The sequence below is a fragment of the Pseudolysinimonas sp. genome (assembly GCF_044239695.1).
Taxonomy (GTDB): Bacteria; Actinomycetota; Actinomycetes; order Actinomycetales; family Microbacteriaceae; genus Pseudolysinimonas_A.
This window is the reverse complement of sequence record NZ_JBIIAW010000091.1, coordinates 1-12,266: the sequence shown is the minus strand read 5'-3', so window position 1 is coordinate 12,266 and position 12,266 is coordinate 1. Positions and strand designations below refer to the sequence as shown.

11 protein-coding genes and 1 pseudogene are annotated in these 12,266 nt (G+C 71.1%); 2 read left to right on the top strand and 10 right to left on the bottom strand.

Annotated elements, in window-relative coordinates; genetic code table 11:
- A pseudogene (locus ACILQS_RS12760) lies at positions 1-189 on the top strand (LLM class F420-dependent oxidoreductase); the annotation flags it as partial.
- A gap of 5 nt (positions 190-194) precedes the next feature.
- Here the strand turns inward: ACILQS_RS12760 and ACILQS_RS12755 are convergent.
- The 6 genes from ACILQS_RS12755 to ACILQS_RS12730 form a co-directional block, all read right to left on the bottom strand.
- Positions 195-2,360, bottom strand: coding sequence for an ATP-dependent Clp protease ATP-binding subunit (locus ACILQS_RS12755; RefSeq protein WP_395640507.1), 2,166 nt, complete (start codon positions 2,358-2,360; stop codon positions 195-197).
- 197 nt (positions 2,361-2,557) lie between these two features.
- The gene (locus tag ACILQS_RS12750) at positions 2,558-3,073 is read right to left on the bottom strand and encodes a hypothetical protein (protein WP_395640506.1); all 516 of its coding nucleotides are present in this window, start codon (positions 3,071-3,073) and stop codon (positions 2,558-2,560) included.
- A 90-nt stretch (positions 3,074-3,163) separates the two neighbouring features.
- Complete coding sequence (locus tag ACILQS_RS12745) at positions 3,164-5,008, bottom strand: DUF4012 domain-containing protein (RefSeq protein ID WP_395640505.1); 1,845 nt, start codon at positions 5,006-5,008, stop codon at positions 3,164-3,166.
- The gene (locus ACILQS_RS12740; RefSeq protein WP_395640504.1) at positions 4,998-5,906 is read right to left on the bottom strand and encodes a hypothetical protein; all 909 of its coding nucleotides are present in this window, start codon (positions 5,904-5,906) and stop codon (positions 4,998-5,000) included. Before ACILQS_RS12740 ends, ACILQS_RS12745 begins: the two co-directional genes overlap by 11 nt.
- Positions 5,903-6,523: a low molecular weight phosphatase family protein gene (locus ACILQS_RS12735; RefSeq protein WP_395640503.1), complete on the bottom strand. Its 621-nt coding sequence runs from the start codon at positions 6,521-6,523 to the stop codon at positions 5,903-5,905. Before ACILQS_RS12735 ends, ACILQS_RS12740 begins: the two co-directional genes overlap by 4 nt.
- Before the next feature lies 1 nt (position 6,524).
- Positions 6,525-7,925: a polysaccharide biosynthesis tyrosine autokinase gene (locus ACILQS_RS12730; RefSeq protein WP_395640502.1), complete on the bottom strand. Its 1,401-nt coding sequence runs from the start codon at positions 7,923-7,925 to the stop codon at positions 6,525-6,527.
- A gap of 200 nt (positions 7,926-8,125) precedes the next feature.
- Between ACILQS_RS12730 and ACILQS_RS12725 the strand changes: the two genes are divergently transcribed.
- Entirely contained in the window at positions 8,126-8,614 is a 489-nt protein-coding gene (locus tag ACILQS_RS12725; protein WP_395640501.1) for a VanZ family protein, read from the top strand.
- On the opposite strand, the gene galU is transcribed toward ACILQS_RS12725, so the two are convergent.
- The 4 genes from galU to ACILQS_RS12705 all read right to left on the bottom strand — a co-directional run.
- Positions 8,568-9,482, bottom strand: a complete 915-nt coding sequence (gene galU, locus ACILQS_RS12720; RefSeq protein ID WP_395640500.1) for a UTP--glucose-1-phosphate uridylyltransferase GalU — start codon at positions 9,480-9,482, stop codon at positions 8,568-8,570. The genes ACILQS_RS12725 and galU overlap by 47 nt on opposite strands.
- Positions 9,479-10,786, bottom strand: a complete 1,308-nt coding sequence (locus ACILQS_RS12715) for a UDP-glucose dehydrogenase family protein (RefSeq protein WP_395640499.1) — start codon at positions 10,784-10,786, stop codon at positions 9,479-9,481. The genes galU and ACILQS_RS12715 overlap by 4 nt, the downstream gene beginning before the upstream one ends.
- Entirely contained in the window at positions 10,783-12,075 is a 1,293-nt protein-coding gene (locus ACILQS_RS12710) for a polysaccharide pyruvyl transferase family protein (protein ID WP_395640498.1), read from the bottom strand. Before ACILQS_RS12710 ends, ACILQS_RS12715 begins: the two co-directional genes overlap by 4 nt.
- A partial coding sequence (locus ACILQS_RS12705) for a hypothetical protein (RefSeq protein WP_395640497.1) occupies positions 12,053-12,266 on the bottom strand: 214 nt, incomplete at its 5' end. The genes ACILQS_RS12705 and ACILQS_RS12710, both read right to left, overlap by 23 nt.

The window sequence follows — 12,266 nt, the reverse complement described above, 5'->3', positions numbered from 1 at the left end:
GTCGTCGCGCAGTACCGCGGCGACGCGTCGAAGGAGGGTCTCGCCGGTACCCCCGAGCAGATCGTCGAGATCCTCCGGGAGCGTGAGGCGCTCGGGCTCGGCTACGCGATCCACTACTTCCCCGAGTCGGCGTACGACCGGTCGGGGATCGAGCTGTTCGAGCGCGAGGTCATGCCCGCTCTCGGCTGAGGGGACTAGACGCCGGACGCCACCATCCGGCCCACCGTGAGCCCGTCGGCATCGAGGTCGACGCGCACGGTGTCGCCATCCCGGATGTCGCCGGAGAGCAGCGCGCGAGCGAGCTTGTCGTCGATCTCGTGCTGCATGAGCCGGCGAAGCGGGCGCGCCCCGTAGATCGGGTCGTAGCCGCGCTCGGCGAGCCACGACCGGGCTTCCGGTGTGACCGCGAGCGACAGTCGACGCTCGGCGAGGCGCTTTTCGAGACGATCGATGTAGAGCGACACGATCTGACCGAGATCGTCGGTGGTGAGCGGCGAGAACACCACGATGTCGTCGAGCCGGTTGACGAACTCCGGCTTGAACGCCTGCCGCACGAGATCCTGCACGGCCGCCTCGCGCTGCTCCCACGGCAGCGCCGTGTCGACGAGGATCTGCGAGCCGAGGTTCGAGGTGAGGATCAGGATCGTGTTGCGGAAGTCGACCGTGCGGCCCTGGCCGTCGGTGAGCCGCCCGTCGTCGAGCACCTGCAGCAGCACGTCGAAGACCTCCGGATGCGCCTTCTCGACCTCGTCGAGCAGGATCACCGAGTACGGGCGCCGACGAACGGCCTCCGTGAGCTGCCCGCCCTGCTCGTAGCCGACGTACCCGGGAGGGGCACCGACGAGCCGCGAGACCGCGAACTTCTCGCCGTACTCCGACATGTCGATGCGCACGAGCGCCTTCTCGTCGTCGAAGAGGTAGGCGGCGAGCGCCTTGGCGAGCTCGGTCTTGCCGACGCCGGTCGGGCCGAGGAACATGAACGATCCCGTAGGCCGATCGGGATCGGAGATCCCCGCCCGCGTGCGCCGCACCGCTTCGGAGACGGCGCGCACCGCATCCTTCTGCCCGATCAGCCGCTTGCCCAGCTCCGCTTCGAGATGCAGGAGTTTCTCGGTCTCGCCCTGCTTGAGCTTGTCGACCGGGATGCCCGTCCACGCGGCGACGACCGCGGCGATGTCCTCGTCGGTCACCTGGTCGTTGACCATCCGAGGGCCTTCCGGCTGCTCGGCCTGCTCGGCCACCTGCAGCCGCTTCTCGATCCCGGGGATGGTCTCGTAGTTGATCTTCGACGCCTTCTGGTAGTCGCCTTCGCGCATCGCCCGGTCGAGCTGGATGCGGGCCTCGTTGAGCTGCGTCTTCAGGTCGCCGACGGAATGCAGCGTGGCCTTCTCGGCCAGCCACCGCGTCTGCAGGTGCCCGAGCTGCGACTCCTTGACGGCCATGTCGGCGCGCAGCTTCTCGAGCCGCGCCTTCGAGGCGTCGTCCTTCTCCTTCTTGAGGGCGAGTTCCTCGATCTTCAACCGGTCGACGGCGCGCTTGAGCTCGTCGATCTCGACCGGGTTGGAGTCGATCTCCATCTTCAGGCGGCTCGCCGCCTCGTCGATGAGGTCGATCGCCTTGTCGGGCAACTGCCGCGACGTGATGTAGCGGTTGGAGAGGGATGCCGCCGCCACGAGCGCACTGTCGGCGATCGTGACCTTGTGGTGCGCTTCGTAGCGCTCCTTGAGTCCGCGCAGGATGGCGACGGTGTCCTCGACGCTCGGCTCGCCCACGTAGACCTGCTGGAAGCGGCGCTCGAGGGCGGCATCCTTCTCGATGTATTCGCGGTACTCGTTGAGGGTCGTCGCGCCGATCATGCGCAGCTCGCCGCGGGCCAGCATCGGCTTGAGCATGTTCGCCGCCGCCAGCGACCCCTCACCGCCGCCGGCGCCCATCAAGGTGTGCAGCTCGTCGATGAAGGTGATGACCTGGCCGTCGGAGTCGTTGATCTCCTTGAGGACGGCCTTGAGCCGCTCCTCGAACTCGCCGCGGTACTTCGCGCCCGCGACGAGAGCCGCGAGGTCGAGACTCACCAGTTGCTTGTCCTTGAGCGAGTCGGCGACGTCGCCCGCGACGATGCGCTGGGCGAGCCCTTCGACGACGGCGGTCTTGCCGACGCCGGGTTCCCCGATCAGCACGGGGTTGTTCTTCGTGCGCCGGGTCAGCACCTGACTGATGCGGCGGATCTCCGCGTCGCGCCCGATGACCGGGTCGAGCTTGCCGCTCTTGGCGATCTCGGTGAGGTTGATGCCGTACTGCTGGAGGGCGGACTTCTGCTCCTCCTGCTGCCCCGAGGTCGGGGCGCCCTGCATGTTGGCCACGAAATCCTTCCAAACCTGAGTTGTACTGACTCAAGTTTAGCGCCCCGGCGTGGCCGCACGCTAGGAGATCGAGGACGTGACCTGCCCGGATGTCTCAAGTGTGGGGAGGCCCATCCCCCGACGGACCTCCCCACTGCGGTGGATGCTGGGACTGACTCCACCGCCTCCGGGGCCCCCAATGCTCCCCGGAAGTTCTGCTACGCCTTCGTGACGCGATCCCGGCTCGGAATCTCCCGCCGGCGACGCCCGCTCGCCAGGACGAGGACGACGGCGACCCCGAGGATGATGGCTCCTCCGCCGAACCAGAGGTACGGCGCGGCGTCGACGCCGGTCGCACCGAGCGAACCGCTGTCCGCAGGCCGCACGATCGCCGCGATGGACAGCGAGTTGGTGAACGTCCCCGACACGGCGCCCGTGCCCGTCCCGGTCAGCGTGTAGGTGCCGGTCACCGGGAAGATCGCCTTCACCGTGACGGTGCCGCCGGTCACGGCGTACACGCGAGTCACCAACCCCGAGAGCACGGCGTCGCCCGGTCCGTCGATCGACACCGAGACGTCCGTGATGTCGATCGGGATGTTCTCGAAGACGTACTCGCCCGAGCCCCCGGTGACGACGGTGTTGGGGCCGGTCGGCTCGCCGTAGGCGAAAGCCGCAGAAGGGACGGCGAGCATCGCGAGCACCGCGAGCGCGATGGCAGTCGACAGCCGTTTCATGATCGTCCCTTGGCTTGGCGGGTGAGAGAGGGGGCACTCCGTCGTCCGATTTGACGGTAGCGAGCGCGCGGGTCGCGCCGGAGCCCGCTGTCATCCGAAAGGTGACGGGAGTTCTCTGTCGCGGGCGACCGGCACTCCGGGGGTCGCGGTGGGGCACGTGCGGAGAAGTTCCACGTCGACCGGGGTGTCCCCGACCATCGGGGTGCTGTCGATCGTCGTGGCGAGCGGAGCCCGCGGCGGGCCGAGCACCCGGAAGGTGACGACAGCTCGCTCGCCGGGGTCGAGGGTGACGGTGAGGCCCGCCACCTCGTGGTCGCCGTAGCCGCTCGCGATGAACGCTCGCGACGAGCCGTCGAGGACCACATCCCACACCTCGGAACCCTCCGGCGCGAAGACGAAGACCGTCGTCCGCACCTGACCCGCCGCCACCCCCAGACCATGGCGCCCGCCGAGCACATACGGGGGAAGCGAGTGGGCGGCATCGAGCGGCGCCGTCGACTCCAGCGCGACGGCCACCTCGAAGTCGGGTCTGCCATCGGCGCGGCAGCTAGCGGCTCGCACCCTGATCTGCGAACCGAGGTAGAGGCTCATCTTGCCCTCGGTGTTGTCGACGAGGTAGACCCCGAACCCCGAGGTCGTGCCGTCCGAGACCGGGACGGCTCCCGCCACCGCGGTGCCGGAGATGACCTCCTGCTCGACGGCGTCGGCGCTCCAGACGAGCAGGCGACGGTCGCCCGCGGCCTCGGCGAGTGCGGCGAGGAGTGCCCGCGAGGAGTAGCCGCCCGCCACGACCCGGTGGAAGACGGCCGCCGCCGCAGACGCGAAGAACGCATCCTGGTCGGCCGTGACCGGAAAGCGCTCGTAGACGTCGCCGAGCAGGGTCTGCACGACGCTCGACGGATCCAGAGTCGTGCCGTCCGGCAGTCCGATCGGGCCTGTCGCCTCGAGGACCAGGGCGAGAGCCACCGGATCGACGGCGACGACCCCGTCGACAGCGAGCCCCGTCCGCCGCTCCCACAGGGTGCGCGCGAGCTCTCCGGTTCGGGCGAAGTCCGGCGTCATCGTGACGTTCTGGAGATACCGGGTGAAGTTCTCGCCGTAGAGGATCTGCTCTTCAGGGGTGGTCTCCGCGACGGGTCGCGGGAACGAGAACGCCGTCGACTGGGTGCCGAGGCTCAACCGTCCGTCCTCCACATGCACGATCGCCACGGCTCCCGGGATCCCCCCGGACGCTCGGAGCTCCGCATTGTTCTGGATGATCAGCAGGTAGTCACGCGGTCGGTCGGCGCCGAGGATGTCGGGGAGGATGACGACCGCATCCGCGGCCGCCGAGACCGGCACGGCGACGCTCTCGACGAGTTCGCGCATCCGAACCACCGCGTCGTCGACCGGCGCCACGAGGCCGGATCCGGCGGCCCCGCGAAGGAGGTCAACGGCCTCGGAGAGGGCCGCGTCGGCGGCGACGATCGCGGGCGTCGCGGCCTCGACGGCGGCGAGATCGATCTGCCCGGCCCGCGGCAGCAAGCCGCCCGACTCGACCGCGTCCGCGAGTTCCAGGAGCGGGGGGATGGCATCCCGCGCGACCAGATCGGCGCCCGCCGCGACTCGCCGGACGGCGGCGAGGTCCGCGCCGACGACCGGCACATGCTCGACCAACCGCCAGATCGGGTCGGAGGTCAACTCGACCGCGGACCCGGTACGTTCCAGGATCGCCGCCACGGTCGGCGCGGGGTCCTCCTCCGAGGAGCCGCTCATCGAATCGCTGAGCGACGCGAGCAACGGCGCGGCTTCGAGGAGGGCGTCGCGGGCGAGAACGCCGCGAACCAGCACCCAGGCGGCGAGCACGGCGCCGACCAGCACGACTCCGCCGACGACGGCGACGAGGACCCGCCTCCGTCGGCGACCCGCACGACGCGCCGCCGGCTCACCCCGCACCGAGAACCACCTCGACCGAGGCGCCCCAGACCCAGACGGCGTCGCCGGACACCGAGAGCGCGACCGCGGCGGAGGCGTCGACGGAGGTGCAGACGTCCGCTCCCTCGCGTTCGCCGCGCGACTCGAGCCGCACCAGGAGGATGCCGTCGCAGTCGGCGGCGGCGGACGCGACCCAGTAGCCGTCATCGCTCGCGGCAAGCGCACGAGGCTGCTCGATGCCCTCGGGGCCGACCCAGGTGGCGCCGGAGTCGCTGGTCAGCCGCATCGTCCCATCGACGCAGAGCACCGCGGCGTGCGAGGAATCCACGGCGGCGGCGCTCGCCACGTCCCCGCACGGAGTTCTCACCCAGCGGCCCCCGGGCATGTGGACCCGTCCCGCGTCCGCGGGATCCAGGTAGACCGCCGCCGCAGGCGCGACCTCGTCGGCGCGCCAGAAGGAGCCGCTCGAGAACGACGTGCGGCTCACGGCGGTGCAATCGGCACTCGCGAGCACCACGCGCAGCGTCTGCGCATCCGCCCCGGGGACGAGCGCGAGCACTCCGGCGGCATCCGGGAGCGCGGTGGCGGTCCAGGTCGCGCCCGCGTCGACGGTCCTCTCGACGGTGACCGCCCCTGCTCCGCAGCCCACCGAGGTGCTGCGCCAGGCGACGCGATCATCGAACGCCGCCAGCAGACGGACGGTCGCCGGAAGCTCGACGGGGGTCGTGGTGGGGGTCGGGCTCGCCACGGGCGCGACGTCGGTGTCGATCGCCTCGATGACGAGCGCGGAGTCGTCGGGGGGTGGGGGACGGAGCGCGTACGACAGAACGGCGGCGTCGCCGAGCGCGACGAGCACGAGGGCGATCGCGATCGCCGTGTGCCAGCCATCCGTCCGGCGGGGTGCCGCGCGTCGCGTCATGAGCGCACCGGGCTCTCCACGCTCAGCAGCATGACCGCCTCGACGACGCGCTCGGTCTCGGCGACGATTCTGGTCACGGCCTCGGCATGACGACGCGGGAGTCGCCCATAGGGGTCGGGGACGTCGTCGTCGCGCAGGTCTCGGGGCCCCACCGCGAACCCGCGCCGGGACGCCGCGGCCGCGACGATGCCGTCAGGGGCGACCGTCGTGCCGGACGCGACCAGGTCGGTCACGAGGCGCCCGAACTCGATGAGGGTGAAGCTGTATCTGCTCGCCCGCGGGACGAGTTCGACCGCGGCGCGTCGGCCGTCGCGATCGAGGGCGAGCACCACATGGGCGGCCTGCACGTCCGCCGCCGCGAGCTGGCGGGCGCGGTGCGTGCGCGGGGTCAGCCCCGCCTCGCGAGCGGCTGCCTCGGCGAGCGGATCCGGGGACGCCCCCACGAGCGCCCCGTGGCCGGCGGTCGACACCTGAGCCGTGACGCCGCGCCCGTCGAGCGCACGCTCCCACGCCCAGGCGGCGACCGGTGATCGGCAGACGTTGCCGGTGCACACGAAAAGCACGGGCAGGCGCGAGAGCGGATGCCCGGGGGCGTCCGTCGGGACGGCAGTGCTCACCTCAGGAAGCCGCCGCTCGAACGACGCGTGCCGGACGGGGGCTCTCGAACTCCGCGTACCGCACGTATCCGTAGCGGCCGTACGTGTCGGCCCCTTTCGTCGGAAGCATCGTGATGACCACCCCGGAGAGACGTGCGTCGACGTTCTCGATGGCGCGCACCGCGCTCGTGAAGTCGTCGCGACGCGTGCGTCCGGCGGCGACGAGCAGGAGTGCCCCGCGCGTCTGCTTGGCGAGCAACGCGCCGTCGGTCACCGGCAGGAGCGGCGGGGCGTCGAACAGCACGGCGTCGAACTGCGTCTCGAGCGTGCGCACGACCATCGCCATCGCCTGGGACCCGAGGAGTTCGCTGGGATTCGGCGGGCGTGTTCCGGCGGGCAGTACGTGCAGAGGCAGGTTGCCCCACTGCTGGAGGGCATCCGCCAGCGCGACTCGTCCGATCAGCACGTCGCTGAGGCCGACCGCGCCCTCCAGCCCGAGCTGCTCGGCGAGGCGCGGGCGCCGGAGATCGGCGTCGACGACGACCACGCGCGCGCCGGACTGCGCGATCGTGATCGCCAGATTGGCGGCGGTGGTCGTCTTGCCCTCCTCGGGAAGCGCCGACGTCACGACGAAGCTGCGCGGGCCGCCCTCGACATCCAGGAACTGGAGATTCGTGCGCAGCGAGCGGAACGCCTCGGCCCGCGCACTCGCCGGCTCCGCCTGCACGACGAGCGGCCGCCGCACCGTGTCCTTGTCGAAGGCGATGCCCCCGAGGATGGCGGCGTCGGTCAGGGCGCGGACGTCCCGTTCCGTGCGGATCCGGGTATCGAGCACCTCGATCAGCAGCGCGATGCCGAGACCGATCACCAGGCCGGCGAGGAAGCCGAATCCGACATTGAGCGTCGTGTTCGGCGAGACCGCCTTCGCGGGCTCGGTCGCGGACCGCAGCACCGACACCCGCACGGGCGAGGCGTCGCCGTTCGCCGGTCGGGTGATCTCGGCGATCACGTCGCGGAAGCTCGCCGTGACGGCGTTGGCGATCGCGGCCGCGTCGACCGCGGAACGCCGGGTGACCGCGATCTCGATGTTGACGGTGTCGAGGGGTGCCGATGCGTCGACCGACAGGGCGAGCTGTTCGGCGGACTCGTCCAGTCCGAGCTCGTCGATCACCGCATCCAGCACCCGCGGGGTGCTGACGGCCTCGGCGTAGGACTTGACCTGACCCTGGGTGAAGTTGTTGCCCTGCGCGAGCTCGTTGACGGCGCCGCTGGATTGAACGGAGACGAAAACGAGCGTGCTCGCTCGGTAGAGCGGCGCGGTGAGCACCGACGCCGTCGCCCCTCCGCCGACGCCGACCAACGCGATGAGCAGGATGAGCATCCATCTCTTGCCCAGAATCCTGACGTAGTCCCTCAGGTCCATGACCCGTCCCCCCTCGATGCCGGCCCCTGATCGGCACCGGGCTCCACCAGCGAAGACCCAGGCATGCCTGGGCTCCTCCCAGTGCGACGCTAACCACGGCTGATCGGCACGACGCCCGCTGGCGGCGCGCCTGTCGCCTGCCGGACGACCCCCCTTTACGGGCCACGGACCGGGCGCCCGCATCGACCTAGACTCGGCGGATGCCGTCGCCCGAGGACCGTTCCACGGGGGCATCCGCTCGGCATCTCGCGGCGGTCGGCGTGATCGCCGCCGTGATCGCCGTGCTCGTCGTCGGGTGGTGGCCCGCTCCCGTGGATGCTCCCGTGCGCGGCGAGCTGGAGGACGTTCTGCGCGGCGCGCGGGATGCCGGGGTGCCTGCCGCCGTCGCCAATTACTCGGTCGTCGAGGCGCTCGCCAACGTGGCTCTGTTCGTTCCGGTCGGAGCCATGCTCGCGGCCGCCGTCCGACCCGCACGCTGGTGGATCGCCCCGGTACTCGGTCTGGCCGTGTCCGGCGTCGTCGAGTTGGGGCAGCTGGTCGGTCGCCCCGCCCGCATCGCCACCGGAGCCGACCTCGCCGCGAATCTCTGCGGCGCGCTCCTCGGCGCGCTGCTGGTCGTCGTCGTCCGTGCGGGCCAGACGGTCAGGCGCCGACGCGCCCGGAGCGCAGCTCCGCGCGGGCCGCGATGAACTCCTCGAGCCACGGCTCGAAGTCAGGTCCGAGGTCCGACCGGTCGACGGCGAGCTGCACGACCGCCTTGAGGTAGTCGAGCCTGTCGCCGGTGTCGTAGCGTCGGCCCCGGAAGATGACACCGTGCACGCCGGGGGCGACGTGCACGAGCTCCTGGAGGGCATCGGTGAGCTGGATCTCCCCGCCGCGGCCGGGAGCGACGGTCTCGAGAACCGGGAAGACGCCCGGGTCGAGGACGTAGCGCCCGATGATCGCGAGGTTCGAGGGAGCCGTCCCGAGCGGGGGCTTCTCGACCAGGCCGGTGATGCGCACGACATCGTCGTCCCGCGTGCGCACCACGGTCGCGATGCCGTAGCGGTGAGCGGTGAGCGGGTCCACCTCCATCAACGCGACGACGCTGCCGCCTCGCGCACCCGCGACCCCGATCATGCGCTCGAGCAACGGGTCCCGGGTGTCGATGAGGTCGTCGCCGAGCAGCACCGCGAAGGGCTCGTCGCCGACATGCATCCGGGCGCGCAGCACCGCGTGACCCAGGCCGCGCGGATCACCCTGACGGACATAGTGCATGCGGGCGAGGTCGGTGGAGTGATGCACGGCCGCGAGCCGGTCGATGTCGCCCTTCGTCTCGAGGAGGTACTCGAGCTCGGTCGCTCGGTCGAAGTGGTTCTCGAGCGCGTTCTTGTTGCGGCCGGTGATCATCAGCACGTCGTTCAGTCCGGCCGCCACCGCCTCTTCGACGACGTACTGGATCGCGGGCTTGTCGACGACGGGGAGCATCTCCTTCGGCATCGCCTTCGTCGCCGGCAGGAACCGGGTCCCCAGACCGGCGGCCGGGATCACCGCCTTCGTCACGCGATCACTGGTCATGGTCTCCCCATTCCTCGGTAGGTCCATCCCGCGGCGCGCCACGCGGCGGGGTCGAGCACATTGCGGCCGTCGATGATCGTCCGGTTGCGCACGAGCCCGCCGACGATGACGGGGTCCAGCGCGCGGTACTCCGGCCACTCGGTGACCAGGACCACGGCATCCGCGCCCTGCAACGCGTCCTCGGGCGCCGCGGTGAAGCTCAGCTGCGGATGCAGCCGACGTGCGTTCGGGACCGCCTCCGGATCCGTCGCCACGACGTCGACGCCGAGACCGTGCAGCCGGACGGCGACGTCGAGAGCGGGTGAGTCGCGCACGTCATCCGAGTCGGGCTTGAACGCCAGACCCAGCACGGCGACCCGGGCGCGATGCGGTTCGCCGCCGACGGCCGCGAGGGCGAGCTCGACGACGCGGTCACGTCGGCGGCGGTTGATCGCATCCACCTGCGTCAGGAACGCGACCGACTCTCCGCGGCCGAGCTCTTCGGCCCGCGCGACGAATGCACGGATGTCCTTCGGCAGGCACCCGCCTCCGAAACCGACGCCGGCGTTGAGGAACCGCCGGCCGATGCGCGCATCGTGCCCGATCGCGTCGGCCAGGTGGGTCACATCCGCGCCGACGACCTCGGAGATCTCGGCCATGGCGTTGATGAAGGAGATCTTGGTCGCCAGGAAGGCGTTGGCCGCCACCTTCACGAGCTCTGCCGTCGCGTAGTCGGTCACGACGACGGGGGTTCCCGCGGCGACGGCGTCTCGGTAGACGCGGTCGAGGGTGGCACGTGCCGCGACACCGCTCTCGCCCTCGGGCACGCCGTACACCAGACGGTCCGGCGTCACCGTGTCCTGCACCGCGAAGCCCTCGCGCAGGAACTCCGGGTTCCACGCCAGTTCCGCGCCGGTCTCCCGGATCTGGTCCGCCAGCCCGGCCGCGGTTCCGATCGGCACGGTCGACTTGCCGACGACGAGCACCCCCGGGCGGAGCATCGGGACGAGCGCGGCGACGGCGGCATCGACGTACGTCAGGTCCGCGGCGTACGCTCCCCTGCGCTGAGGAGTTCCGACGGCGATGAAATGCACGTCGGCATCCGCCGCCTCGGCGATATCGGTCGAGAACGCGAGCCGGCCTGACGCCAGCCCGCTCTCCAGAATCGCCGACAGACCGGGCTCGAAGAAGGGGGCCCGACCCGCACGCAACGAGGCGATCTTCGATTCGTCGACGTCGATCCCCACGACGTCGTGACCGAGGCTCGTCATGCTCGCCGCGTGAACGGCTCCGAGGTAGCCGCAGCCGATGACCGAGAGCTTCATGCGCGCCCCGTTCCCGCCGTCGCGTGATCCGCGCCGACCCCCTGAAGCGGCAGTCCCGCGAGGTTCTGCGCCGCGAGCCGGCGCACGCGGGGAAGTGCGGCCGAGATCTCGGCCCGCGCCCGGGCCAGCCTCGGGCGGTCGCCGGCCAGTTCCAGAACCCGCACCGCGAGTCCCGGCGACGGTACGAGAGCGAACTTCGCGAGTCCGAAATGTCCCAGCAGCCCCTCGACCTTGCCCTGCGTGGCGAAGACGATCGCCGGGGTGCCGACGCTCATGGCGAGCACCGACAGGTGCATCCGCCCGGTCACGACGAGGTCGGCCTCGGCGGCCAGAGCCTTGATCTCCCGCGGGGCCAGCAGATCCTCGACGAACGTGATGTCGGCGGAGTCGCCCTGCACCCCGAGTGCGACGCGCGCCGCCGTTCGGTCGTCATTGCCGTGCCCGCCGACGTGGGGCACCACGACGACGTGATGGCCTTCGGCGACGAGCCCCGCCACGATCGCGCGGTAGTCGGCCGCGAGGTCCACGCGTGACGCGATCAGGGCGCTCACGTTGAGCAGGCACACCGTCGCCCCGCGTTCGCGGAGATCGGCGACGTGCGGTGTCCAGCGCTCGTCGGGCACCGGCTCGGCGAGCAGGAAGGCGAGGTCGGCCGTCACGACCGCCGAACCACGCGACGGCTCGGGGAGACGGTCTGCCGACAGGTGCTCGCGTGGGAAGAGTTCCACTCCGGCGCGAGCGGCCCGGTGCAACGCACGCACCGCCGCCGAGCTCGGCTCGGCGCTCCAGCTGAAGCCGGCGATCCGACTCGGGACCCCGAGTCGTCGCGCGATGATCGCACTCGCCCACTCGGTGACGGCGAAGTGATCGCCGTACCCGCCATCCATGTTGTCGGCGCCGATCACGACGAACGCCCGGGCGCCGCGGAGCGCGGCGCCGAACCGCACGAATGATCGGATGCGGTGCACCCGGGACCCCCAGATCATCGACGTGCGCTCGACCTCGACCCGGGAGCCCAGGTCGGCGATGAAGGGATAGCTGGCGGGATCCCGGGCGATCACCAGGACGGGCCCGCCGACGGTCGAGACGAACGCCTCGAGGAGCGCGACATCGCCGATGTTGGCATCGCCGTTCGACGCGAGCACGACAGTGCGCGCCCGTGCCGAGCCAGCCCGCAGGAATCCGATGCGGGCGAGCAGCGTCTGCCCGAACAGCCGCACGGCGGATGTGACCCACGCACGGAACTCGTGGCCGTTTCGATGGTTCTCAGGATGCGAAGCCGTCGGCATCGATCCTCCTTTCCTGGAAGCGCTCCGGGGCGCTGATGCCTCGACGCACCGCGCGGGCGAGCGCCCGGACGATCGCGCTGCGCCGAACGGCGAGCCCGATCGCGAAGTGCGCGGCATACAGCGCCGGAGCGTGGCGGAGCACCGCGCCGACGACGGCGGTGCGGCGGTCGGTGCGGCGGAGCGCCGCACGC

What these genes read in the sequence shown, in the direction of transcription:
- ACILQS_RS12725 (WP_395640501.1), top strand. Translation starts at nt 8,126, where the DNA reads ATGCCGTCGCCCGAGGACCGTTCCACGGGGGCATCCGCTCGGCATCTC.
- ACILQS_RS12740 (WP_395640504.1), bottom strand. Translation starts at nt 5,906, where the DNA reads ATGACGCGACGCGCGGCACCCCGCCGGACGGATGGCTGGCACACGGCG.
- ACILQS_RS12710 (WP_395640498.1), bottom strand. Translation starts at nt 12,075, where the DNA reads ATGCCGACGGCTTCGCATCCTGAGAACCATCGAAACGGCCACGAGTTC.
- ACILQS_RS12750 (WP_395640506.1), bottom strand. Translation starts at nt 3,073, where the DNA reads ATGAAACGGCTGTCGACTGCCATCGCGCTCGCGGTGCTCGCGATGCTC.
- ACILQS_RS12715 (WP_395640499.1), bottom strand. Translation starts at nt 10,786, where the DNA reads ATGAAGCTCTCGGTCATCGGCTGCGGCTACCTCGGAGCCGTTCACGCG.
- galU (WP_395640500.1), bottom strand. Translation starts at nt 9,482, where the DNA reads ATGACCAGTGATCGCGTGACGAAGGCGGTGATCCCGGCCGCCGGTCTG.
- ACILQS_RS12730 (WP_395640502.1), bottom strand. Translation starts at nt 7,925, where the DNA reads ATGGACCTGAGGGACTACGTCAGGATTCTGGGCAAGAGATGGATGCTC.